This window comes from Rhizobium laguerreae, from assembly GCF_002008165.1.
Classification (GTDB): Bacteria; Pseudomonadota; Alphaproteobacteria; order Rhizobiales; family Rhizobiaceae; genus Rhizobium; species Rhizobium laguerreae.
Window position 1 is genome coordinate 1098733 of the sequence record NZ_MRDM01000014.1, and the last position, 24920, is coordinate 1123652.

22 protein-coding genes are annotated in these 24920 nt (G+C 60.5%); 15 read left to right on the top strand and 7 right to left on the bottom strand.

Features of this window, described 5'->3' with window-relative positions:
• Nucleotides 1–109 precede the first annotated feature (109 nt).
• Both BS630_RS21250 and BS630_RS21255 read left to right on the top strand, forming a co-directional pair.
• Nucleotides 110–1123, top strand: coding sequence for an extensin-like domain-containing protein (locus BS630_RS21250; protein ID WP_077979255.1), 1014 nt, complete (start codon nt 110–112; stop codon nt 1121–1123).
• 286 nt (nt 1124–1409) lie between these two features.
• Entirely contained in the window at nt 1410–1889 is a 480-nt protein-coding gene (locus BS630_RS21255; RefSeq protein WP_077978936.1) for a GNAT family N-acetyltransferase, read from the top strand.
• A gap of 90 nt (nt 1890–1979) precedes the next feature.
• Here the strand turns inward: BS630_RS21255 and BS630_RS21260 are convergent, their stop codons facing one another.
• Entirely contained in the window at nt 1980–3659 is a 1680-nt protein-coding gene (locus BS630_RS21260) for a formate--tetrahydrofolate ligase (RefSeq protein WP_077978937.1), read from the bottom strand.
• 198 nt (nt 3660–3857) lie between these two features.
• Between BS630_RS21260 and BS630_RS21265 the strand changes: the two genes are divergently transcribed.
• The 3 genes from BS630_RS21265 to BS630_RS21275 all read left to right on the top strand — a co-directional run bounded on the left by BS630_RS21265 (nt 3858) and on the right by BS630_RS21275 (nt 6891).
• Nucleotides 3858–5405 (top strand): DUF2235 domain-containing protein, encoded by a 1548-nt coding sequence (locus BS630_RS21265; protein ID WP_077978938.1) that lies wholly within the window; start codon nt 3858–3860, stop codon nt 5403–5405.
• A gap of 252 nt (nt 5406–5657) precedes the next feature.
• A complete protein-coding gene (locus BS630_RS21270) occupies nt 5658–6383 on the top strand; it encodes a helix-turn-helix transcriptional regulator (RefSeq protein ID WP_077978939.1) in 726 nt (241 codons plus the stop codon).
• A gap of 46 nt (nt 6384–6429) precedes the next feature.
• Entirely contained in the window at nt 6430–6891 is a 462-nt protein-coding gene (locus BS630_RS21275; protein ID WP_077978940.1) for a PAS domain-containing protein, read from the top strand.
• Between the two features lie 11 nt (nt 6892–6902).
• Here BS630_RS21275 and BS630_RS21280 read toward each other — a convergent pair whose 3' ends face one another.
• From BS630_RS21280 to BS630_RS21290, 3 genes are all read right to left on the bottom strand, one after another.
• Nucleotides 6903–8033, bottom strand: a complete 1131-nt coding sequence (locus BS630_RS21280; protein ID WP_077978941.1) for a DUF2333 family protein — start codon at nt 8031–8033, stop codon at nt 6903–6905.
• Between the two features lie 140 nt (nt 8034–8173).
• Complete coding sequence (locus tag BS630_RS21285; RefSeq protein WP_077978942.1) at nt 8174–9247, bottom strand: hypothetical protein; 1074 nt, start codon at nt 9245–9247, stop codon at nt 8174–8176.
• 76 nt (nt 9248–9323) lie between these two features.
• Entirely contained in the window at nt 9324–9926 is a 603-nt protein-coding gene (locus tag BS630_RS21290) for a thymidine kinase (protein ID WP_020051152.1), read from the bottom strand.
• Between the two features lie 236 nt (nt 9927–10162).
• On the opposite strand from BS630_RS21290, the gene BS630_RS21295 reads away from it, so the two are divergent.
• The 5 genes from BS630_RS21295 to BS630_RS21315 all read left to right on the top strand — a co-directional run bounded on the left by BS630_RS21295 (nt 10163) and on the right by BS630_RS21315 (nt 14300).
• Nucleotides 10163–11119: a choline ABC transporter substrate-binding protein gene (locus BS630_RS21295; RefSeq protein ID WP_020051153.1), complete on the top strand. Its 957-nt coding sequence runs from the start codon at nt 10163–10165 to the stop codon at nt 11117–11119.
• 72 nt (nt 11120–11191) lie between these two features.
• A complete protein-coding gene (gene choW, locus BS630_RS21300; RefSeq protein ID WP_017961531.1) occupies nt 11192–12037 on the top strand; it encodes a choline ABC transporter permease subunit in 846 nt (281 codons plus the stop codon).
• Nucleotides 12034–13086 carry a choline ABC transporter ATP-binding protein gene (gene choV / locus BS630_RS21305; RefSeq protein WP_077978943.1) on the top strand — a complete coding sequence of 351 codons (1053 nt, stop codon included), beginning with the start codon at nt 12034–12036 and terminating at the stop codon, nt 13084–13086. Before choW ends, choV begins: the two co-directional genes overlap by 4 nt.
• Nucleotides 13087–13117: 31 nt before the next feature.
• Nucleotides 13118–13867 carry a HugZ family pyridoxamine 5'-phosphate oxidase gene (locus BS630_RS21310; RefSeq protein ID WP_077979256.1) on the top strand — a complete coding sequence of 250 codons (750 nt, stop codon included), beginning with the start codon at nt 13118–13120 and terminating at the stop codon, nt 13865–13867.
• 115 nt (nt 13868–13982) lie between these two features.
• The gene (locus BS630_RS21315; protein ID WP_003561417.1) at nt 13983–14300 is read left to right on the top strand and encodes an ArsR/SmtB family transcription factor; all 318 of its coding nucleotides are present in this window, start codon (nt 13983–13985) and stop codon (nt 14298–14300) included.
• Nucleotides 14301–14531: 231 nt separating this feature from the next.
• Here the strand turns inward: BS630_RS21315 and BS630_RS21320 are convergent, their stop codons facing one another.
• Nucleotides 14532–16505, bottom strand: a complete 1974-nt coding sequence (locus BS630_RS21320) for a PhoX family protein (protein ID WP_077978944.1) — start codon at nt 16503–16505, stop codon at nt 14532–14534.
• Between the two features lie 288 nt (nt 16506–16793).
• On the opposite strand from BS630_RS21320, the gene aptA reads away from it, so the two are divergent.
• The gene (gene aptA, locus BS630_RS21325; protein WP_018243099.1) at nt 16794–18119 is read left to right on the top strand and encodes an omega-aminotransferase AptA; all 1326 of its coding nucleotides are present in this window, start codon (nt 16794–16796) and stop codon (nt 18117–18119) included.
• A gap of 166 nt (nt 18120–18285) precedes the next feature.
• Here the strand turns inward: aptA and BS630_RS21330 are convergent, their stop codons facing one another.
• On the bottom strand, nt 18286–19200 hold the full coding sequence (locus BS630_RS21330) for an HD-GYP domain-containing protein (protein ID WP_077978945.1): 915 nt from the start codon (nt 19198–19200) through the stop codon (nt 18286–18288).
• A gap of 481 nt (nt 19201–19681) precedes the next feature.
• On the opposite strand from BS630_RS21330, the gene BS630_RS21335 reads away from it, so the two are divergent.
• The 4 genes from BS630_RS21335 (at nt 19682) to BS630_RS38060 (ending at nt 23113) form a co-directional block, all read left to right on the top strand.
• The gene (locus BS630_RS21335; RefSeq protein ID WP_025395513.1) at nt 19682–20785 is read left to right on the top strand and encodes a branched-chain amino acid ABC transporter substrate-binding protein; all 1104 of its coding nucleotides are present in this window, start codon (nt 19682–19684) and stop codon (nt 20783–20785) included.
• A 120-nt stretch (nt 20786–20905) separates the two neighbouring features.
• Entirely contained in the window at nt 20906–22603 is a 1698-nt protein-coding gene (gene ade / locus BS630_RS21340) for an adenine deaminase (protein WP_077978946.1), read from the top strand.
• A gap of 58 nt (nt 22604–22661) precedes the next feature.
• Nucleotides 22662–22862 carry a hypothetical protein gene (locus BS630_RS21345; RefSeq protein WP_077978947.1) on the top strand — a complete coding sequence of 67 codons (201 nt, stop codon included), beginning with the start codon at nt 22662–22664 and terminating at the stop codon, nt 22860–22862.
• Entirely contained in the window at nt 22859–23113 is a 255-nt protein-coding gene (locus BS630_RS38060) for a type II toxin-antitoxin system RelE family toxin (RefSeq protein ID WP_077978948.1), read from the top strand. Before BS630_RS21345 ends, BS630_RS38060 begins: the two co-directional genes overlap by 4 nt.
• 3 nt (nt 23114–23116) lie before the next feature.
• On the opposite strand, the gene bglA is transcribed toward BS630_RS38060, so the two are convergent.
• A complete protein-coding gene (gene bglA, locus BS630_RS21355; RefSeq protein ID WP_077978949.1) occupies nt 23117–24763 on the bottom strand; it encodes a beta-galactosidase BglA in 1647 nt (548 codons plus the stop codon).
• Between the last annotated feature and the right edge of the window lie 157 nt (nt 24764–24920).

Here is a 24920-nt window from a genome sequence, read left to right on the forward strand (position 1 = left end):
CGCCTTCTTTTTGCCGCATAAAAAACATGAGGAGGATTGTCAACATAAGTCGTCGTTTTATGTTGAATATACCAATCAAGTTTTAGCGACGTTCAAGGACGTTGCACAATTGCAACGAAAGACGCCCTCATGCGTTGTCTTTGGCCACGGATACGAGGATTCGGACGCGTTGAGAAAACTTTCGACATTGGCGATCCTTCTCGCCGCTACCGCCTTTCTTGCCGGCGCCCGCCTGCCCCCGCAAGGCCCGATGCCCGAACCTCGGCCAGATGCCGGACAGGCGACCAACCCCGGCTCCCCGTCCTCGGAAAAGGCGGAACCGCCCGCGCCCGAAGAGGTCCCGGCCCCTCAGCCGAAACCCGATCCAAAAGATCCGGAGGCACCGGTACCGAGCCAGCCGCCAGTGCCGCAGGCCGCACCGTCAAAGCCCGGGCCGGCAGAGCCGATGCAAGGTCCGCCACGACCGCCGGGCAGCCCTGAAAGCTCGCAGCCGCCGACGGAAGAAGGTAAGCCGCCCGGCGAGCAGACACTGGAAGAGCAACACCTGACGATAGAACCCGAAAGCGATGCCGAGCATGCCGAATGCACGGCCGCACTCCAGTCCCTGGGCGTCGTCTTCAAAGAAGCGCCGCGCATCGACGATGGTAACGGCTGCGGCATCGACAAGCCGATCATCGTCTCCGAAGCCCTTCCCGGCATCAAGCTGAAACCGGAGGCGACGATCCGCTGCCCGGCGGCACTCGCCCTTGCCCGCTGGATGAAGGACAGCGTCATCCCGGCGGCTTCCGCCGCCCTGCCGGAGCAGGGCCGCATCACCACCGTCAACCAGGCAACGTCCTATATGTGCCGCCTGCGCAACGGCGCCGGAACCGGCAAGATCTCCGAACATGCCCGCGGCAACGCTATCGATGTTGCAAGCTTCCATTTCGAAAAGGGCAAGGATGTCGCCGTCCGTTCCCGTCGCGAGGATCCGACGCTGACCGGCGCCTTCCAGCGCACCGTCAGCGCCGCCGGCTGCCTCTACTTCACCACCGTCCTCGACCCCGAAAGCGACGCCGCCCACGAGACCCACTTCCACCTCGACGTGATCGAGAGGAAGGGCGGCTATCGCTACTGTCACTAATCATTTCAATGGTTTGCGATTCCCGCTTGAATCAGGCCATCCAACCACTAGACTTGAATGCGAAGAACCGGCGGAGCGCCCATCATGACTCGCTAACTCCGGATCTCCTTCTTCACATGGCTCGGCAATTGCTTGGGTCTAGATCAACGGAATCAAAAGATTCCGTCGCTCGCCGATCTCGCCGCCGCGCTTCCTGAGATTTGACACTGCTAGCAATTATCTCGATTGGGAAATCTCTTTTTACCTAGCATGCAGCTGGGACTTAGGCTCACAACCAGGAAGTACGATGATCTCATTCAGACCCATGCGTGATAGCGAATATCCGGCTTACCTCGATTATTTCATCACTGATTATGCGACCGAGATTTCGGCCAACTACGGTCTTTCAGGCCCTCAGGCCTTGGCACGGGCCAAACAGGAAATCGCGAACGACCTGCCACATGGCATCAATACTCCCGGCGAGGTCATGTTCTGTGTCGTAAACCAAACGCCGGAAGCTGAGAGCGTCGTGGGTTATCTTTGGTACCGACCGGATTTGGCAAGCCGCTCTGCATTCATCAAAGATTTCTATATCTTCGCTGCACATCAGGGAAAAGGGTTCGGTAAACAGGCATTGCATGCGTTGGAAACTGAACTGGCGCGGACGGGGTTCGAGCAGATAAGGTTGCGTGTTGCCGAGGATAACAAGCGCGCAAAACATGTCTACGAGGGAACCGGCTTTCGCGTCACCGGCGTCAACATGAGCAAGACAATCAAAACGGGATAATTCATTACGGCTCTTGCGACCTGCCGCCAATTTGCTCCGCGTACTAGATTAAGTTCCAAACACTCCCCACCTCGGCAAGCGCTCCCAAGATCAGAACAACCCCTCGATATAGCCTTGGTCGTTCAGGAAAATCCGCTCCGCCGACGGCGATTTCGGCAAGCCCGGCATCGTCATGATCTCGCCGGTGATGGCGACGACGAAGCCCGCCCCGGCCGAAAGCCTGACTTCGCGCACGGAGACGATATGCCCTTCCGGCGCGCCCCGCAGGTTCGGATCGGTCGAGAAGGAATATTGCGTCTTCGCCATGCAGACCGGCAGCTTGCCGTAGCCCTGCTCCTCCCATGTCTGCAGTTGGTCGCGCACCGCCTTGTCGGCCGTCACCTCGCCGGCATGGTAGATCTTCGAGGCGACGATCTCGATCTTCTCGAACAGTGAAATGTCGTCCCCATAGAGCGGCTGGAATTTCGCCTGCCCGGATTCGGCGAGTTCCACCACCTTGTGGGCCAGTTCCTCGATGCCGGCCGATCCTTTTGCCCAATGCCGGCAGAGGATCGCTTCTGCGCCGAGCCTCGAGACAAATTCCTTGACCGCCGCGATCTCGGCGTCGGTATCCGAGACGAAATGGTTGATCGCCACGACGACGGGCACCCCGAAACGGCGCACGTTGGCGACGTGCCGGCCAAGATTGGCGCAGCCCTTCTTCAGCGCCGCGACATCCTCCGTGCCGAGATCTTCCTTCTTCACCCCGCCATTCATCTTCAGCGCCCGGACGGTCGCGACGATCACCGCCGCATCCGGCTTCAGCCCCGCCTTGCGGCACTTGATGTCGAAGAATTTTTCCGCTCCGAGATCGGCGCCGAAGCCTGCTTCCGTCACCACATAGTCGCCGAGCTTCAGCGCCGTCTTCGTCGCCGTCACCGAATTGCAGCCATGGGCGATATTGGCGAAAGGCCCGCCATGCACGAAGGCCGGATTGCTCTCCAGTGTCTGCACCAGGTTCGGCTGCATCGCATCTTTCAACAGCACCGCCATGGCGCCGTCGGCCTTCAGGTCGCGCGCATGCACTGCTGTCCTGTCGAAACGATAGCCGATGATGATGTCGCCGAGCCGCTGCTCCAGATCCCTGAGGTCGGTGGCGAGGCAGAGGATCGCCATCACCTCGGAGGCGACGGTGATGTCGAACCCGCCCTGGCGCGGGAAACCGTTGGCGACCCCGCCGAGCGATGAGACCATGCTTCTGAGCGCCCGGTCGTTCATGTCCATGACCCGCCGCCAGGTGATGCGGCGGATGTCGATATTCTCTTCGTTGCCCCAGTAGATGTGGTTGTCGACCATCGCCGCCAGCAGATTGTGCGCCGATGTGATCGCATGGAAATCGCCGGTGAAATGCAGGTTGATGTCTTCCATCGGCACGACCTGCGCATAACCGCCGCCGGCCGCCCCGCCCTTGACACCGAAGCAGGGACCGAGCGAGGCCTCGCGGATGCAGACAATGGCCTTCTTGCCGATCCGGTTCAACCCGTCGCCGAGCCCGACGGTGGTGGTCGTCTTGCCCTCGCCCGCCGGTGTCGGATTGATCGCCGTGACGAGGATCAGCTTGCCGTCCTTCTTGCCCGCTTGTGCGGCGATGAACTCGGCGCTGACCTTCGCCTTGTCGTGACCATAGGGAACGAGCTGCTCGGCCGGAATGCCGAGCTTCGCCCCGATCTCGAAAATCGGCTTCTTGGTGGCGGCACGCGCGATTTCGATATCGGATTTGATGTCTGACATGGATGTTCCCCGAATACAGCCGGTATTTCGCCGAACCATGCCCTTATCTTTCCACAGCGGACAAGTCCAAAAGCCGGCTTCGTTCTTCATTCCACTACAATCCCGTCAATATCCACCATCGCATCTTAAAGGTGTATTTCATATTGACTTTCCCTTAACGATGCAGATCCTCCTTCCAGACAACCGGGAGGATGGAAAATGAACCTCGTCATATGCTGCGACGGCACCTGGAACACGCCGAACGAAACCGAAGGCGGCCTTCCGAGCCCCACCAATGTCGTCAAGCTTTACAACGCCCTGGCCCCAGCCGATCCATCCGGTACAGAACAGAAGGCCTACTATCATCCAGGTGTCGGCACCGATGGCACGTGGTGGGACAAGTTCCTGGGCGGCGGCACGGGCAAGGGCCTCGACCAGAACATCATGAGTGCCTACCGGTGGCTTGCCCTGAATTACACGCCTGGCGACCCCATCTGGCTCTTCGGCTTCAGCCGGGGCGCCTACACGGTTCGCAGCCTCGGCGGCATGATCTCGAAATGCGGCCTCGTCGACCTTGCCCGGTTCGCATCCAAAGATGATGCGCTGTGGAAAGTGGTCCAGAAGATCTTCGATGCCTATCGCGATCCGAAGCCGAGCCCGCTGCGCGCGACGAAAGCCATGCCCTTCTTCAACGCCGCGACCGGGGAAAACCCGTCAAGGCAGACGCCGATCCACTTCATCGGCGTCTGGGATACGGTCGGCTCCCTTGGCATTCCCGACGATATGGGCTTCCTCAACCTGCTCGACGATCCGGACGATCACCGCTTCCACGATACCACGCTCAGCCCCATCGTCGGCCACGCCCGCCATGCGGTCGGGCTGGACGAGAAGCGGCAGAGTTTCATCCCGACGCTTTGGACCTCGAGCGGGCCGCAGACCGACATGAAGCAACTCTGGTTTCCCGGTGTCCACGGCGACGTCGGCGGCGGCTACAGCCAGTCCGGCCTATCGGATGGCGCGCTTTACTGGATGATGAAGGAAGCCGCGGCAGAGGGACTGGCATTCCGTCAAGACGCCCTCCTGCAGCTTAAGCCCAATCCCCGCGGCCTGCTGCACGATTCCGTCCAGGGTCTATTCAAGGCCTTGAAGACACGGCCCCGCGCGGCACCCTTGGTTGCCGGCCAGTCGCTCCTGCTCCATGCCTCCGCGATCGATCGCCACGCCAATCCGCCGCTTGATCAGGGCGCCTATTGGCCGCTCAAGGCAAATCTGCCGGTAACCGTCGATATCTTCGCTCGCGATCGCTGGAACTACACCGGCGTCTACCTGAAAAAAGACCTTACCTATAAGCTGGCGGCGACCGGCCAGTGGCTGGATGCTTCGATCCGTTCCGGGCCGGAGGGCACCGACGACGGTTCCTTCCAGATCGGCGAAGTCGTCCAGATCGCCTCTTCGATTTTGGGAGGCCTCGAAACACTGACGCAAAAGCTGACCAAGAACGAGCAGATCGATTTCTGGTGGACCCGCCGCGAGGAGAAAATGCCCTGGTTCGCCCTTGTCGGTCTCCTCGCCAATGACATTCCGCCGCCGAAAAGGACGCAGGTAAACAAATCGGCTATCGAGAGATTACCGCACGAGGTCTTCCTGATCGGCGACGGCGCCCCCTTCACGCCGCAGGCCGACGGTTATCTCTACTGCTTCGCCAACGATGCCTGGCAGGCTTACGACAACAATAAGGGCAGTGTGCAACTAACGATCGCCTCGTAGAGGGCACATTGCCGTTGCAGTCTTCTCTTTCGCATCACGACATCAATTTACCGGGGCTCCTATGCCGCAGTGAAAGAACTCAGAGATACCGCAACGCTATTTTTGCAACTCGAAACTCAACCGGCGCGCGCACTACCGTGGCTAATTATTCACAATTCGAATGAATCGGCTTGCGTTACGTCAATTGGGGCTAGCATCCCGCCGATTTTCTGTATTTGATAGCGGTAACATCAGGCTGCCGGGGGCGTACAAATGTCTTACATGACTACCTCTGAAAGACAGTCATTGCTTTCGGCAGAACTTGCGACCGCACGAACGCGCGGCCTGTTTGCGCAGGCGCTTGGCAGGGTCTCCACAGCCTTCGGATTGTCGCATGCAATATTGATGCACGCCCCCTCCCCGGAAGACCTTCTCTTGAAACCCCTGCTGATCGAGAGCTCGCTTCCGGCTGCCTATGTCAGAGATTTCGACCGTGCCCACATGATGCGCGACTGCCCTTTCGGCGTAAGGCTGAGGAAGTCTGCCGTGCCGCCGGCCTGGCACCTCAACGACGCCTCCAATGGTCAGGCTTTCTCCGCCGAACTGCGTGCCCTGATGCTGCGCCATGCCATACCGGCAGGCGTTGCCATGCCGAACATTGCAGCCGACGGCCAGCGCCTGGTCTTCTGGTTCTGCGGCGAGCGCGCCGCACTCGGCCAGACCGAAATCAACGAGCTGGCAATGATCATTCTCCATGCACTGGATGCATACAATGCAGTCAAACGCAACGAGGAATGCGCGCATAACGCGCTGTCGACTCGCGAACTAGAAGTTGTGCGCTGGACTGCCCAAGGTAAGACCTCGATCGAAATCGGTCAGATCTTGACGCTCTCGGACCATACTGTGAACGCCTATATGACGAACGCGATCAAAAAACTCGATTGCGTCAACCGGACCCAGTTGGTAGCTAAGGCAATTCGATTGAAGCTGATCAACTGAGGCATCAGAAGAGAGTCGGCACGTCGTCCCGTGATCTGGGGGAATCGTGCCTCTTCACTTCGAACAGCCCGTTATTGACAAGACAGAACAATCCCGCGCCCACATCGGCATCACCGATGCGGAAGTCGTCCAGATGTTTGCTGCCTATCGTCTTTTCGGCTTCTGGCGCATCGACATCGAGACAGGACATTTCTTTGCAAGCGAGGATGTCCACGCAATCTTCGGCCTCTCCTACAGCGACGGCCCTGTCAACCTGACAGAGCTGATGTCGCGCATCCACGAGGAGGACCGCAGCCTGATCGCCCAAACCTTCGAAGAGGCGAGCCTTCACGGCGTCGGCTTCCATTTTGTTTATCGTGTCGACAACCGGCTTGGCGGCTACAAGCTGGTGCGCAGCGTCGGCCGCTTCCGCAACGATGAAAGCGGCGGCGGCATCGTCGGCATCACCTATGAATTCGTCGAGAAGCTGCGCGTCGTCGGCTTCGAGGACAACACGATACCCCGCTGACTCCAGATGTTTTAGCGGTCAAGCACCGCGCGGATCTCGACGAGGTTCGAGCGCACCCTCAGAATATAGAAGCCCATGGTGGCGAGATGGCTCGGCATGATCCAGCCGTCCTCGCGGCCGTTCGAGATGATCGCGGGCTGGATGCGCAGTGCGGCCTGGAACTGCCGCGTCGTGCTGCCCCAGATCGCGCCGAGATTGCGTTCCTGCACCACCTGCGAGAAATCCGCCTGCGCGGCGGCAAGGATGGCGTAGTAGGCATAGAGCTGGCCATAGGCGAACCAGAACCGGTCGTCGGCACGAGTATCGAACCAGCCGCGATTGTGGTTTTCCGAGCGCTCGGCGAGCATGTCGGAGGTGCCGCCGAGATCGTTGGCGATGCGGTCGATGAACTGCATCAGATTGTCGGCGCGGCCGTCGAAAACGACGTTGCAGAGGGCGAGATCGGTGTTGAATTTGCGCAGGCTGCCTATCGCCGAGCGGTAATAGGAGGGCGTCGGCGTCTTCGGCCCGAAGGGGTTGAGGCCGAAATACCAGCTGTTTTCGTCGAACTGCAGATTGCCGCGCGCGCTCTGCAGGTCGTTGTTAATGCCCGAGGTGCCGCGCACACGCCCGAGCGTATCGACAAGCTCCGCCGAAGTCCGCCGGACCGCCTGGTTGATACCGCGCTGGAAAGAGGCCTTGTTGTCGAGGAAGGGCGTATGATCCCAGTCGATGCCGAAAAAGCCCATCTTGTAGAGCAGCATGGAGGAGATCCATGCGTTCTGGTTGACATTGAAATCGGTCAGATCGGCCGCGACATCGACGATCGCCGAGCGCTGGCAGGTCTTCGGTGCCGTCGCAGCGGCGCCGTCGGCCGCCGGCACGTCCTGTCCGGCCGCAACCTTGCGCTCCGAAAGCCGGTACTGGTCGACGAATGCGGTGTTGAAATTCGACCAGACCTGCGTCTGCCAGAAGAAATAACCGTAGAGCACGGCCAACAGCGCCACGAAAGCGATGACCGGCAGCCGGATCATCCAGCTCCGGCGCTGATACCAGCCGTGCGCGGCAAGAAAGGGCCAAAAGGCCCAGGCGGAAAACAGGCGGGCCCAGCGGCCGATCGTCTGGCCGATCAGCCTGAAAAAACCGGCTATCCGGTCAAGCATCGTCGTCTCCTGTCAGGCGAGGCGAACATCGGGACATTGCCGCCCGCTGCATCCCACATATGCGCTCGATGGGCCGAGCACAACACGAGCCCTCCGATTTTTCGGAATGAAAGCATTGCGCAAGAGGGGTGCCCTGCTGGTCAAGAGCGCAAGAAAGGCAGGCTGAAACGGAAAGACCTGCGCGCCGTGTCGATCAGGGGCGCTCCCGATGTTTCCGGCGGCGATTCGGCATAGGTCGGAAACCTTCTGGCGAGTTCGAGATCGGCGCGGCTCTTGCGCCGCTCCAGATCCTGGGCGACCAGCATGCCCTTCTCAAACAGCCTGATCGGCGCGGCGATATCGGGAAAGAGTTCCGGCTTGATCCTCACCTTCATGCCCGGTCGGTCGGTATCGACCTGCGCCTGGTAGATGATCAGCCGTTCTTCCACGTCGATCAGCAGCTTGCGCAGCAGCACGTTGCCGGCGGCGATCCGGCCGTTCAGCGAATCGACAAAGGCCTGGAACAGGCCGATGAAGCGCTCACGCCTCTGGCTGTCGTCGCGCATCTCGTGCTCCCCGGCGGAAATCCGCTCGGCCTCCGCCTTCAGCGCCCGCCGCTCCGCCTCCATCTGCTCCCAATGCGCCCTGTTGCCATAGACGCCGATACGGCCCTGCGTCGTCAGCGCCTTGGCATTGAGCTCCTTCATCTTGAGGCGGGCGATATCGATGGAAACAACCAGCCGGCGCCGCTGCTCGACGATATCGACAAGGCTGAGCTCGGCGGCCTTGTGCCGTTCGGTGAGCGCGGCGCGCTGGCCGGCAATCAGTCCCGCGAGCGCATCCGATTTCGTCAAAAGGTCGAGCAGCCTCTCGATGACGGGCGCTTCGCGCACACGTTCGGTATACATGCGCCACATCCGTTGGCGCGACACCCAGCCGGCCATCTTCTCACGCAGCGTCAACCCCCGGAAACTGTCGAGATCGGCTGAAACCTCGGCCGTCAGCCGATCTAGGCAAAAGACCAGCTCGGCCAGTTGGGCGTCGAGCGCCGCAGCATCGGCGATATGGGCCTGGAAGTGGGTATTCTGCTCGAGGAAGACCTCGTCGGCCGATCGTGTTTCGTCGCCGCTGAAGGCGCCGATCGCGGCCACGCAACAGGCTCCCTCGGCCGCAATCCTTTCGGCAAGGCTGCCTGCGGCTTCATACTGGCTGTCGAATGGCGGGGGTTTGCGCACCAAGCCTCTCCAGGGAATCTCCTGCCCCCAAGCTAGCCGCTTGCGACGCCAAAGAAAACAGGCAGCGTCGCCGGCTTCAGACCGGCTCGGCGATCCAGGTACCGTTCATCGCGTCGTCCCAGTGCCTGCGGCAGAGCGAGACATATTTCTCGTTGCCGCCGACATCGATCTGGGCGCCTTCGTGCAATACCTTTCCTTCCGCGTCGAGCCGCACAACCATCGTCGCCTTGCGTCCGCAATGGCAGATCGTGCGCACCTCGCGCATTTCGTCGGCGATCGCCAGCAGTTCCTGCGAGGCCGGAAACAGCTTGCCCTGGAAATCGGTTCTTAGCCCGTAGACCATCACAGGGATGCCGAGCCTGTCGACGATGCGGGCAAGCTGCCAGACATGGACAGGCGTCATAAAATGCGCCTCGTCGACGAAGATGCAGGAAATCGGCGCCCCTTCGCCGCTCAGCGTCGCGACCAACCGGAACAGATCCTCCTGCGGCTCGAAGGGAATGGCGCTCGCCTCCAAGCCGATCCGCGAGCCGATGACGCCTCGGCCCGCGCGCTCATCGAAGGCGGCGATCAGCTGCACCGTGCGCATGCCGCGCTCCTGGTAATTATAGGAGGCCTGCAGCAGCATCGTCGACTTGCCGGCGTTCATCGTCGAGTAGTTGAAATAGAGTTTTGCCATCCGATTTCTCCTTGATCGGCTTATTGAAAGCTCGGAATGGCAAAGAAAAGCCCTGGGTGAGCGATAATCACAGGAATCCGGCTCGAAAGCCGCGGAAAGCCCCGAAAACAAGGCACTGCCAAAAAAACCGTGGACGTCGCAATCGCATGGGTCGATACGGCGCAAACGCACTGAGGTCGCTTGTCAAACTCGGTTAATGATGGTTGGCTTGGGAACTTAAAGACTGGGAGTCTAAAATGAAAACAACAAGCACGTTCAAACTCGTTACCGCAACTGCTGTCGCCGCCCTCTCCGTTGCGACCGCCGCCTTCGCTGCCGATCCCGACAGCTGCTCCACCGTTCGTTTCTCGGATGTCGGCTGGACGGATATCACCGCCACCACCGCCACCGCATCCGTCGTCCTGAAGAGCATCGGCTATCAGACCGACGTCAAGGTTCTCTCGGTGCCGGTCACCTATACCTCGCTGAAGAACAAGGACATCGATGTCTTCCTCGGCAACTGGATGGAGACGCAGGAGAAGGACGTCCGTCCCTATCTCGACGACAAGTCGGTCGAATCCTTCGGCCCAAACCTCGTCGGCGCCAAGTACACGCTCGCAACCAACGCCAAGGGTGCTGAACTCGGCATCAAGGACTTCAAGGATATCGCCGCTCACAAGGACGATCTCGACGGCAAGATCTACGGCATCGAGCCCGGCAATGACGGCAACCGCCTCGTCATGGACATGATCGAGAAGGACGAGTTCGGCCTGAAGGATATGGAAGTCGTCGAGTCCTCCGAACAGGGCATGCTCGCCCAGGTCGCCCGTGCCGACAAATCGGGCAAGCCCGTTGTCTTCCTCGGCTGGGCACCCCATCCGATGAACACCAACTTCAAGCTGACCTACCTCACGGGCGGCGACAACGTCTTCGGTCCTGACTTCGGCGGCGCCAAGGTCTTCACCAATGTCCGTGCCGGTTATCTCGAAGAATGCCCGAATGTCGGCATGATGTTGAAGAACCTGAAGTTCTCCCTCGACATGGAAAACCAGATCATGGGCAAGATCCTCAACGACGGCAAGGAGCCGGAAGCTGCGGCTTCTGAATGGCTGAAGGCGAACCCCGCAGCGCTCGAGCCCTGGCTTGCGGGCGTCAAGACTCGCGACGGCAGCGGCGAAGCCCTCGCGGCCGCCAAGACCGGCCTCGGCCTCTGATGATACGAACGGGGCGGCTCGCCGCCCCGTTTCATTTTTGTCCGATTGTTGTTTTTCTGGATAGGCGCGCCCTTGAATTGGATCACCGAATTTAAGATTCCCGTTGGCCCCTGGGCCAAATCCTTTGTGGATTGGCTGACCTCGAACGGCGAATGGTTCTTCAACCAGATCGCCTTCCTGCTGTCGAGCGCCATTGACGGCCTGCTCTTCGTGCTGCAGAAGCCTCATCCCCTGATCGTCATCGCTGCCATCACCGCCATCGCCTTTTGGCTGCGCCGGTCGATCGCGGTTGCCGTCTTCACCTGTCTCGGGCTGCTGCTGATCGTGAACCAGGACTATTGGAAGGAAACGACGGAGACGCTCGCTCTCGTGCTCGCCGCCACCTTCGTCTGTATGGTGATCGGTATTCCGCTCGGCATTGCCGCCGCCCGCCGCCCTTGGGTCTATGCTGCCATGCGCCCGGTACTCGATCTCATGCAGACCATACCGACTTTCGTCTATCTGATCCCGGCGCTCATCCTGTTCGGCCTCGGCATGGTGCCAGGCCTGATCGCGACCGTCATCTTCGCAATCCCCGCCCCGATCCGGCTGACGCGCCTCGGCATCATCTCAACGCCGCCGTCCCTCGTCGAAGCCGCCGTGGCTTTCGGCGCGACGCCGATACAGGTGCTGCGCAAGATCGAGCTTCCCTTCGCCACGCCGCAGATCATGGCGGGTCTCACCCAGACCATCATGCTGTCGCTGTCGATGGTCGTCATCGCCGCCCTTGTCGGCGCTCCAGGGCTTGGCGTGCCCGTCGTCCGCGCGCTGAACACCGTCAATATCGCCAAGGGCTTCGAGGCGGGCTTCTGCATCGTCATCCTGGCAATCATTCTCGACCGGATGTTCCGCACCGCGGGTGAAGGAGGCGCTGCATGACCGCGGTAAGCTTTAACAATGTCAGCATCGTCTTTGGCGATCGGCCGGAAACCGCGCTTGCCATGGTCGACCAGGGCAAAACGCGCGACGAGATCGGCGCCGCCACCGGTCTGGTGCTCGGCGTGGCCAACGCCTCGCTGACGATCGAGGAAGGCGAGATCCTGGTGCTGATGGGTCTTTCCGGCTCCGGCAAGTCGACGCTGCTGCGCGCCGTCAACGGGCTCGCTCCCGTGGTGCGTGGCGATGTCGCGGTCTCGGCGGCCACCGGCCCCGTCAACCCCTATAGATGCAATGCCAAGGCCTTGCGCGACCTGCGCACCCACACCGTCTCCATGGTGTTCCAGCAATTCGCCCTCCTGCCCTGGCGCACAGTCGCCGACAATGTCGGCTTCGGTCTCGAGCTCGCCGGCATGCCGGAAGCCGAACGCAAGCTCCGCGTCGGCGAACAGCTTGAACTCGTCAACCTGACGAAATGGGCCGATCGCAAGGTCAACGAGCTTTCCGGCGGCATGCAGCAGCGTGTCGGGCTCGCCCGCGCCTTTGCCACCGGCGCCCCGATTCTGCTCATGGACGAGCCGTTCTCGGCGCTCGACCCATTGATCCGCACCCGCCTGCAGGATGAACTCCTGGAGTTCCAGCGGCGGCTGAAGAAGACCATCCTCTTCGTCAGCCACGATCTCGACGAGGCCTTCCGCATCGGCAATCGCATTGCCATCATGGAGAGCGGCCGCATCATCCAGTGCGGGACGCCGCACGATATCGTCAAGAACCCCGCCGACCAGTATGTCGCTGATTTCGTGCAGAACCTCAATCCGATCAACATGCTGACGGCCGCCGACGTCATGCAGCCAGGCCTCGGCCAGACTGCCGCCGGCATGAGCGTCAGCGCCACGGCCCGCGCCGCGACCCCGCTTATCGATATTCTCGATGCCCTTGCCCGCCAGCCGGGCAGTATCGGCATCGTCGAGAACGGCGCGATCGTCGGCACCATCTCGGCTCAGGATATCGTTGCCGGCCTCACCCGCCATCGCCGCAAGGAGGAAGCTTGATGTTTTCCATCCGCTTTGCCACAAAGCGGATATGAAAGATCAGCCCTCCCCTTTACGCGAAACCGACGACGAAGCCCGCAAGCTCGCTCGCGTGTTGTTGCGCTCCGCCCGCTATGCTGCGATCGCCGTTCTCGACCCCGAGACCGGCTTTCCCTTCGCCAGCCGCGTGCTGGTTGCTACCGACATCGACGGAACGCCCGTGATCCTCGTTTCGAAGCTGTCGGCCCACACCAAAGCGCTCGCCAAGGACCCGCGCGCTTCGCTCCTGACCGGTGAACCCGGCAAGGGCGACCCCCTCGCCTATCCCCGTTTGACGACCCAATGCCTGGCAGAACCCGTCGAGCCTGGCAATGCAATCCATGAGCGTATCCGCACGCGTTTTCTCGATCGCCACAGCAAAGCAGCGCTTTATATCGACTTTCCTGATTTCCTGTTCTTCCGTCTCAAGCCGAAGCAGGCCAGCCTCAATGGCGGATTCGGCCGCGCCTACCTGCTTGATGGGAATGATCTCGTAATCGAGTCGGCCGCGAATGAGGCGATCGCCGCCGAGGCGGCAGAGACAGTGCGAGATTTAGTAGAACGCCATCCCGATATCGCCGATGCCCTCGCTATCAGGCTAAAGGCGCCAGAGTCAGGTCCTTGGCGCATTTGTGGTATCGATTCCTCAGGTTTCGACATGATTTCCGGCGACTTCCTTCTGCGATACGAATTCGAAACCCTCGCTGTGGATGCCGATCACATTTGTTCAAACATGTCTAAAGTAGCATACTCGATACCTTAAATTTAGGTATATACAATCTTCGAGCCTAGTTGGTAGCTTTTGGTGTCAGTCAAAATCCCCGCTGGCGCTCTGCGTCAACCCACTTGATGTACGTTTCGCATTAGGAAGATAACATATGGAAACCTCTGATTTGGCCGATCACACGAATGTGGCGGCAGCTTTATTGTCGGCCATGGCCAACCCGAAAAGATTGCTGATTCTGTGCAGCCTCGTGAAGGGCGAAGTGGCCGTCGGCGTGCTTGCGACGCAGGTCGGGCTCAGCCAGTCGGCTCTTTCTCAGCACCTTTCGAAACTGCGCGCTCAAAAGCTGGTCAAGACCCGCCGGGACGCACAAACCATCTACTATTCGAGCACCTCCGAGCCGGTCATGAAAATCCTGGCAACGCTCGAAGACATCTACCTCGTGCAGAACAGAAATAGATCCGCCGCCTGATGATAGCGCTGACATGATGTCGGCCGATGTCGTGCTGCAAGGGGATGTTCCCGGAGGCTTGGCAACGATATTTCAGCACCTGAACCTTATGGCACGACCGGCAAATTTGCGATTTGCCGGTCGTGCTTTTAGAGAGACAGTCGGTCGCGCAGGAGCACCCGTCTCGCTATCGGTTTTTTGTTTTGGTGCAATTCCAGACGTAAAACTGCCGCGCACTTTGCCGGAGTTGCTTTAACTGCCGACCACATCGTTGTTGACGCGGCTCAGCACCACCAGCGACGGACGGGCGGGCATGCCGGGTTTGAAATCCGGCCAGTCGGTGCCGGCATCCTCCATCGAGGTCGCATCCTCGTTGTCGGCCATCCGCAATTCGCCCGGATGCTGGATCGAAAGAAAGACGCTGCTGCCGTCCGGAGTGAAAGTCGGCGAACAAGTTTCCGAGCCGACGGGCGCAATATAGAACAGCTTCGGCAGCGCCCGGCCCGGGCCTTCGGTATCCATCACATAGACGGAATCGGCTATGCCTTCCGGCGGCGGGCCATCGGTAGTGACCCAGAGGCGTCCCGCCGGATCGACCGCGAGATTGTCGGGGTCTGTGAACCAGCCGGCCGAGGTCGTCGCCGGATGGAACATCGCCTGATCCTCGGCCTTGGCAGGGTCTCCGCAGAGAATGAAGACGTCCCACTTGAAGCTTTCCGCTGCATAATCCGGCTTTTCGGGACCGCCGGGTGCTGCGAGTTCCAGCAGATGGCCATGCGGATTGGGGCTGCGCGGATTAGCGATGTTGACCATCTCCTTCTCGTCATCGCCCTCCCCCTTCGGCAGCCGGTCTTCGTTCTCCGTCATGGCGACATAGAGTTTGCCAGTGCCGAGATGCGGGATGAAGCCTTCCGGCCCGTCCATCGGCGTAGCGCCGACGAGATCGGCGGCGGCGCGCGTCGCCAGCACGACGTCAGCCTGGCTCTCGAAGCCAGCTTCCGCGCTCAGTGGCCCCTCGCCGGCAATGAGCGGGATCCAGCGCATCGTGCCGTCGCTTTCGAACTTGGCGACATCAAGCGTGCCGTGGTCGAGCAGGTCCTTGTTGGCGGCGCGGTCGTTCGGGTTCCAGGGATCGCGGGTCACGAAGCGGTAGATATATTCGAAGTCGTCGTCGTCGCCCATGAAGACCACCACGCGGCCGTCAGGGGCGACGCAACACTGCGCGCCCTCATGCGTCATGCGGCCGAGCGAGGTGCGCTTGACCGGCTTTGCCGTCGGATCGAACGGATCGACCTCGACGACCCAATCGAAACGCATCCATTCGTTCGGCTCTTCCTCGAACTTGAAGCGCGGCTCGACGCGGCTGACGGAATAGATGTCGTTCTCGTCCTCGTCCCAGCCCTGGCGCTCGACCAGCTCCTGGTTCGGCAATTTCTTGTAGTCGCCGGCGAAGACGTCCATAGCGCCTTCCTCGCCCGAAAGCATCGTGCCCCAGGGAGTGATGCCGCCATTGCAGTTCGAGATCGTCCCAAAGACGATCGTGCCGGTCGGATCGGCCTTGGTCTTAAGACGGTCGTCGCCGGCAGCCGGACCGGAGATGCCGATCTCGGTGCTCATATGGATGCGGCGATTATATTTCCCGTCCTTGACGATCGCCCACTTGCCGTCCGTCTTCCTCACTTCGAAGATCGAGACGCCGAGGGCGGCCATGATGGCGCGGATCTGGTTATCCGTCAGCTTCTCGCGATAGTTTTCGTCGGTCAGACCGGGAAACATCAGGAAAGGCGTTGCATATTCATGGCTGACGACCATCAGCCCATGGTCGGAGCTCTTCTCGCCCCAGGGTAGCGGCAGAAACTGCGTGAAGTCGTTGTTGTAGCCGAATTGACGCTCGGCAGCCTTGCCGTCCAGTGTCGCAATGTCGAATTCCGGGCTGTCGGAGAAAAGCGCATCGCCCCAGCGCGCCAGGATCTGGCGCTCATAGCCCTCCGGCCAGTGATCGGCGGTATCGCGCACGCGTTTGAGTTCCGGAAATGTCAGGCTGGAGCCGGCAGCCTCGGCATGCGCGATTCCGAGCGCCGGCGAAAGTGCCGCAGCGCCCATCGCTGCGAGAAAGCCCTTGAGCACGCTGCGGCGGCGAACGCCCTCTTCGAGGATGACACCGTAACTTGGTGCGAATGCATGGCGCCGCGTGGGGCGCGCCCTTGTCTTCTGGCGGTCAGACATCAGTATCTCCGATCGAAATATCGTTTGATTTCAGTTAATTGATGAAATGCAATTGCGCCCTGCGAGCCATCGGTTTTCTAACAAGCCGAGGCAATGGATTGATGACGGGCAGCTTGCGGTGCCTGACCCTGCATATTTCCAGATGAGCGAAGCAAGTTGAGCCTCCTGTCAGGAGAGCTCTGGGGACTTTTCCCGTTGACGCCTTGGGAAGCCCTGATAATTTGACCGGGCAGTAAAAATATGGGCGTGAAGCCCCGGGAAAGGGCCGTCGGAGGCCAGGAGAACAGCATGTCCAATCGCCTCAATGCACCGAACGATCTTCGCGCCTTCTGGATGCCGTTTACGGCAAATCGCCAGTTCAAGAAGGAGCCGCGTTTGTTCGTCGGCGCCAAGGACATGTATTATACGACCCATGACGGCCGTCAGGTGCTGGACGGCACGGCTGGCCTCTGGTGCGTCAATGCCGGCCACTGCCGCCCGAAGATCACTGAGGCGATCCGCGAGCAGGCCGGCGAACTCGATTACGCGCCGGCCTTCCAGCTCGGCCATCCGAAGGCCTTCGAACTGGCGAACCGCCTGGTCGACATTGCCCCTGAAGGCCTGAACCACGTTCTCTACACCAACTCCGGTTCCGAATCCGTCGAGACCGCGCTCAAGGTGGCGCTCGCCTATCACCGTGTGAAGGGCAATGGATCACGCTTCCGCCTGATCGGCCGCGAGCGTGGCTATCACGGCGTCAATTTCGGCGGCATCTCCGTCGGCGGCATCGTCACCAACCGCAAGATGTTCGGCACGCTTCTGACCGGCGTCGATCACATGCCGCACACCCACCAGCCCGGCAAGAACAACTTTACCCGCGGCGAGCCCGAGCATGGCGGCGACATCGCCACCGAGCTCGAGCGTATCGTCACCCTGCATGACGCCTCCACCGTCGCCGCCGTCATCGTCGAGCCGGTGGCGGGCTCCACCGGCGTCTTGATCCCACCGAAGGGCTACCTGCAGAAGCTGCGCGAGATTTGCACCAAACACGGCATCCTTCTGATCTTCGACGAGGTCATCACCGGCTTCGGCCGCCTCGGCGCCCCCTTTGCCGCGCAATATTACGACGTCAAGCCCGACATGATCACCGCCGCCAAGGGACTGACCAACGGCGTCATTCCGATGGGCGCCGTCTTTGTCACCTCCGAGATTCATGATGCCTTCATGAACGGCCCGGAACACATGATCGAATTCTTCCACGGCTACACCTATTCCGGCAACCCGATCGCCTCCGCCGCCGCACTCGCCACGCTCGACACCTACAAGGAAGAGGGCCTGCTGACACGCGCCGCCGAGCTTTCCGACTACTGGGCCGACGCGCTGCATTCGCTGAAGGATTGCCCCAATGTCATCGACATCAGGAACACCGGCCTGATTGGCGCGATCGAACTCGACCCGATCGCCGGCGAGCCCACCAAGCGCGCCTTCACCGCTTTCCTGAAAGCCTATGAAAGCGGCCTGCTGATCCGCACCACCGGCGATATCATCGCACTCTCCCCGCCGCTGATCATCGAGAAGCACCACATCGACGAGCTCTTCGGCAAGCTGCGTACGATCCTCCAGAACAACATTTGAGAAATCTCTGAAGACTTCCGGCATCAGGGCCTGCGGCGGATGATTCCTTAAATCGGATTCGATTTAAGGATAGAATTATGCAGCAATTCAAAGTGTTACAGCGCCGCGCATCTGAATAGATGCGCGGCGCTGTAAATCCGCGCAGGCCTTTTTTGTTGGATAGGCCTCAGGTCACGGCGGCGACCGAAAGGCAGAGGGCGAACTTCTTCAGGAGCCGGCGATCGAATTGCCCCTCATTGCCAAGCATCCATTTCAGGGCTTGGCTCGCACTCCATGGCGCCTTATACGGCCGCACGGAGGTCATGGCGTCATAGACGTCGCAAATCGCAGCAAGACGCGCATGGAAGCTGACCTGCGCTTCGGAAAGCCTGCGGGGATATCCCTTGCCGTCGATACGCTCATGATGGTTGAGGCAGACGTCGAGAACGATCTCCGGCATGCCTTCCTGGCGTGACAGGATTGCGTGCCCCTTTTCCGGATGATCGCGGATCATCTTGATCTCGTCCTCGTCCAGGCGCCCTTCCTTGTTGAGTATCTTGAGTGGAATTTCGAGCTTGCCGACGTCGTGCAGCAATCCTGCCGTGCCAAGCATCTGCACGGTCGTCTCGTCAAGTCCGAGATGACGGCCGAAAAGGATCATCAGCGCACTCACCGAAAGCGAATGCAGAAACGTCACTTCGTCCTTGGATTTCAGACGCGTAACGCTCAAAAAGACAGTGGGATTGTCATCCATCGACTTGGAGACCGAGGAAATCACCGGCGCCACCTGATCGAAGCTGATGCCATCACCATGCTGGAGCCGGCCGAAAACGCTTTCCAGGACCTGCACGGATTTCTGGATGGTCTCGCGTGCCGCCTTGGTGTCGATCTCGATATTGCCGCCTGGCAGACCGTCGATGTCGAGGCCTCTGCTGGTGTTGATGATAACACCTTCAATGCCGCTCTTACGAAGCTTCAGGGCATCGACTTCACGGCGCAACAGAAATCTCCGCTTGGACAGAAGAGGGTCCTGCCATGCACCCTCGATCGCCTCCACAAACATTCCGTTGCGCACCTGTCTGGCTTCGATACGCTTGAGCATCCAGATCTCTGTTCCTGAAATATCTCTCTGTTTATTATCGACCGTTCTTTTGCATCGCAGCAATATATGCACGAACAATGATTCTACTCTAATTGGTACAATCAAGCGTTAATCTCGAAACCGAATTCGGCTATTCAGAAAGACGAAGAGTTTCGCGAAATTCGGCAGGTTCATCGGCACCGCGCAGATGCGGGTAAAACACCCTCCGGAGCTCTGCAGACGACGCCACGATCGACGATTTTGGTTATTTCGCGCCGGATCGGCTCGATTTTCGTTTCATTTTGTTATCAACTTGCGAAATCTCACCAAAATTCTTAGAAATCTTGCCGTTGCACCCATTTGAGCCAAATATGGCCGGAGGGCGCATCGATCGCGCCGATATCGATCGTCCTTGGCACGGCCTGGGGGCCGTTGAACGATCCGGAAAATCCGGCGCGGCACCTCATCGCGGGTCGAAAGACCCCATCCAAGGAGACAGACAATGACCCTCAAGACATTGACGGCGACCCTCGTCGCGTCGCTCGCCTTTGCGCCGCTTGCCCATGCCGATATCACCATCGGCCTGATCGCGCCGCTGACCGGCCCTGTCGCCGCCTACGGCGACCAAGTGAAGAACGGCGCTCAGACCGCCGTCGACGAGATCAACAAGAAGGGCGGAATTCTTGGCGAGAAGGTCGTCCTCGAACTGGCCGACGATGCCGGCGAACCGAAACAGGGCGTTTCCGCCGCCAACAAGGTCGTCGGCGACGGCATCCGCTTCGTCGTCGGCCCGGTGACATCGGGCGTCGCCATTCCCGTTTCGGACGTGCTTGCTGAAAACGGCGTGCTGATGGTTACTCCGACCGCGACGGCCCCCGACTTGACCAAGCGCGGCCTGACCAACGTGTTGCGCACCTGCGGCCGGGACGATCAGCAGGCCGAAGTCGCCGCCAAATATGTGCTGAAGAATTTCAAGGACAAGCGCGTCGCCATCGTCAACGACAAGGGCGCCTACGGTAAGGGCCTCGCCGATGCCTTCAAGGCGACGCTGAACGCCGGCGGCATCACCGAAGTCATCAACGACGCGATCACGCCTGGTGACAAGGATTTCAGCGCGCTCACCACCCGCATCAAGTCCGAGAAGGTCGACGTGGTCTATTTCGGCGGCTACCACCCGGAAGGCGGCCTGCTCGCGCGCCAGCTGCATGACCTCGCCGCCAACACGACGATCATCGGCGGCGACGGACTCTCCAACACCGAATTCTGGGCAATCGGCACGGATGCGGCAGGAGGCACGATCTTCACCAACGCTTCCGACGCCACCAAGAGCCCGGATTCCAAAGCCGCAGCCGACGCGCTCGCCGCCAAGAACATCCCCGCCGAAGCCTTCACGCTAAACGCCTATGCCGCCGTCGAGGTACTGAAAGCCGGCATCGAGAAGGCCGGCAGCGCCGAGGATGCGGAAGCCGTCGCGACCGCGTTGAAGGACGGCAAGGAGATCCCGACCGCCATCGGCAAGGTCACCTACGGCGAGACCGGCGACCTGACCTCGCAGAGCTTCTCGCTCTACAAGTGGGAAGCCGGCAAGATCGTCGCCGCCGAGTAAACCATCGCTGACCGTCACCGACCGGGCGCCCCTGTGGCGCCCGGTTTCGTTTTTGCGGCACTCGCTTGTCGCGGCAGATCGGCTATAAGTTTCGGAATCGGTTGTAATGTGAGCAATGCCATGACCAGCAGACTCGAACGTCTCATCGACCAGGGCGTCGGCCGCGTGCCGGCCGATATCGTGCTGAAGGGCGGCTGCTTCTTCGATCTCGTCACCGGCGAACTCGTCCAGTCGGACATCGCCATCGGCGCCGATCGCATCGTCGGCACCTCAGGCAATTATGAGGGCGAGACCGAGATCGACATCTCGGGCAGGATCGTCGTTCCCGGCTTCATCGACACGCATCTGCATATCGAATCTTCGCTGGTGACTCCGCATGAATTCGACCGCTGCGTTCTGCCCTATGGCGTCACCACCGTCATCTGCGATCCGCACGAGATCGCCAATGTCCTCGGAGCCGCCGGCATCGAATTCTTTCTTGAATCCGCGCTGGAGACGATCATGGACATCCGCGTCCAGCTCTCTTCCTGCGTTCCGGCCACGCATCTCGAAACCTCCGGCGCCGACCTGCCGATCGAAAGCCTCCTGCCCTACCGCCACCATCCGAAGGTCATCGGCCTTGCCGAATTCATGAATTTCCCCGGCGTGATCCACAAGGATCCCGTCTGCATGGCCAAGCTCGATGCCTTCCAGGGCGGCCATATCGACGGTCACGCGCCGCTGCTCTCAGGCAACGACCTCAACGGTTACCTCTCGTCCGGCGTCCGCACCGAGCACGAATGCACGACCTCCGCCGAAGCGCTGGAAAAGATCCGCAAGGGCATGCATATCCTCGTGCGCGAGGGTTCGGTATCCAAGGATCTCGTTGCGCTGATACCCATTATCACCGAGCGGCTTTCACCCTTCCTCGCGCTTTGCACCGACGACCGCAATCCGCTCGATATCGCCGAACAGGGCCATCTTGATCATATGATCCGCACAGCGATCGCGAGCGGCGTCGAGCCCCTGGCGATCTACCGCGCCGCCTCGATTTCGGCCGCCCGCGCCTTCGGTCTGAGGGACCGCGGCCTGGTCGCGCCCGGCTGGCGCGCCGATCTGGTGGTGCTCGACAGCCTGGAAAACTGCCGCGCCGACATGGTCTTTTCCGCCGGCCGCCGCGTCACCGATGCGCTCTTTTCCTCGCGCAGGCCGGTTGCCCCGATCGGCCTCGACAGCGTCAAGGCCCGTCCCGTCAACGCCGCCCATTTCGGCGTCCCGGTCGCCGAAGGCGAGACGCCTGTCATCGGCGTCATGCCGGGCAAGATCATCACCGAGCATCGCCGCTACCGCCTGCCCGTCAGGGGCAACGAGACGACCGTCGATCTTGCCAATGATATCATCAAGGTCGCCGTCATCGAGCGCCACGGCAAGAACGGCAACCATGCCAACGGCTTCGTCCAGGGTTTTGGCCTGAAGAAGGGTGCGATCGCCTCGACCGTCGGCCATGACAGCCACAATATCTGCGTGGTCGGTGTCAACGAGGACGACATGGCACGCGCCGCAAACCGCCTCGGCCAGATCAAGGGCGGCTTCGTCGTCGTCGAAGACGGCAAGGTCACCGGCGAAATCGCCCTGCCCATCGCCGGCTTGATGAGCCTCGAGCCCTATGAGACGGTCCGCGATACGCTCCACCAACTGCGCAAAGCCGCCTTGGCGCTGGGCGCCACGCTGGAGGAACCCTTTCTCCAACTCGCCTTCCTACCGCTGCCGGTCATCCCGCACCTGAAGATATCCGACCGCGGCATGGTGGATGTGGACAAGTTCGCGCTGATCGGGTGACGGAATCCTTGGCAAATTCCGCGGCAGCGCTTATTTTGCGGTAACGTTGGAGCCGATTATGACGAAGCTGGAACAGATTGAAAAGATCGTTACCGAACTCGATAAGTACGAGTTCGAAGCCTTTTCGGCGTGGTTTGAAGCCCTTCAAGCCGAACGCTGGGACAGGCAGATGGAAGCAGATGCTGCTAGTGGCAAACTCGATCATCTCGCCGAGAAGGCCTTTGCCGATTTTCGTGCCGGAAAGACAAGACGGCTTTGAAACACCACGCAACTCCCGCCTTCTGGGAGGCGTATGACCGCTTGCCTGAACAGATACGCAAGTTGGCTGACGGAAACTTCGATCTGCTCAAACAAGATCCCAGACATCCCTCCTTGCATTTCAAACGCGTCGGCCGGTTTTGGTCGGCGCGCGTCGGTGCATCCTGGAGAGCTTTAGCCGTCAGTGACGGAGATGACATCATCTGGTTTTGGATCGGCTCGCACGCAGATTACGATAAGCTTCTGAAATAACCGTCAAACCCGCGCACAAAACCCATCCAGCGCCGCAAGCTTCACTGACCCCGTGCCCGCTACCGCCTCGAAGCCCGGAATCTCAAGCGGTTCCCCGAGCACCATACCATCAGGCAGACGGAATTCCGTCGGTTTGCGCGTCAGGTTGAAGACGAAGAGCAGTTTTTCGCCGTCCTTTTCGCGGGTGAAGGCGAGCAGGTCCTGGTTGGTGCCGATGAAGATCATGTCGCCGTCGATCAGCGCCGGGTGGCTCTTCCGGAATGCGAGCGTCCTGCGGTAGTGATGCAGCACCGAGTTGTCGCCCGCCTCCTGCGTATCCACGGAAAGCGCTGCCTGCTCGTAAGGCACCGGCAGCCAACTCTTTTCCGCGGAGGTGAAGCCCGCATGCGCCTTGCCGGCTTCCCAGGGCATCGGCGTGCGGCATCCATCGCGGCCCTTGAAGGCCGGCCAGAAGCGGATGCCGTAGGGATCGCGAAGGTCTTCGAAGGCGAGCTCCGCCTCGGGCAGACCGAGCTCCTCGCCCTGATAGAGGCAGATCGAGCCGCGCAGCGCCGCAAGCACCGAGATCGCCAGCTTGGCGATGGCGGGGCGCTCTTCCTCCGTCAGCGCAAACCGGCTGACATGGCGCATGACGTCGTGGTTGGAAAAAGCCCAGCAGACCCAGCCGTCCGTGACCGCCTTCTGGAAAGCTTCGACGCAGCCGCGGATATGCTCGGCGGTGAAATCCGGTCCGAGCAGATCGAATGTGTAGCACATGTGCAGCTTGTCGCCGCCGCTCGTATAGGCGCCAACCGTCTTCAGCGAACGCGCTCCATCGCCGACCTCGCCGACAGTCGTGCGATCCTCGTACTGATCGAGCAGCACCCGGAAGCGTTTGAGGAAATCGACATTTTCCGGCTGCGTCTTGTCATAAAGATGGTTCTGCATGCCGTAGGGATTGGTATCGGGCGCATCGAGGCCTGCATCATCCTCGTCGGGCTCGTGCGGCGGATTGCTCCTGAGCAGCTTGTCGCAGAAATAATAGTTGACCGTGTCCAGGCGGAAGCCGTCGACGCCGCGGTCGAGCCAGAACTTCACTGTCTCCAGCACCGCATCCTGCACCGCCTTGCTGTGGAAGTTGAGGTCCGGCTGCGAGGTCAGGAAATTGTGCTGGTAATATTGCCGGCGCACGCCATCCCACTCCCAGCCCGGCCCGCCGAAGATCGACAGCCAGTTATTCGGCGCCGTGCCGTCAGGCTTCGGGTCGGCCCAGACATACCAGTCCGCCTTAGGATTGGTCCGGCTCGACCGGCTCTCGACGAACCAGGGATGCCGGTCGGAGGTATGCGAGATCACCTGGTCGATGACGACCTTGATGCCGAGCCGGTGGGCTTCGGCCATCATCTCGTCGAAATCGGCGAGCGTGCCGAAGATCGGATCGACGTCGCAATAATCGGAAACGTCGTAGCCCATGTCGGCCATCGGCGACTTGAAGAAGGGCGAGAGCCAGATCGCGTCGACGCCGAGGCTGGCAATATGCGGCAGCCGGCGGGTGATTCCCCTGAGATCGCCGAGACCATCGCTGTTGGTGTCCTGAAACGAGCGCGGATAGACCTGATAGATCACCGCACCGCGCCACCAGTCCGCACTCCCGCCTGCCTGCAATGCCATCGGCTACATCTCCTGCCTCGTTTGCGCTCGCCACACTAAAGCGGACGAAACAAAAGACAACCATGTGAAGCGGTTATGAAGGTGTTGCGAAACGCCGCGACGCATCGTCGCGAACCGACAAGGGGGAGACGTACATAGGCTTGTCCACAACCCGGTT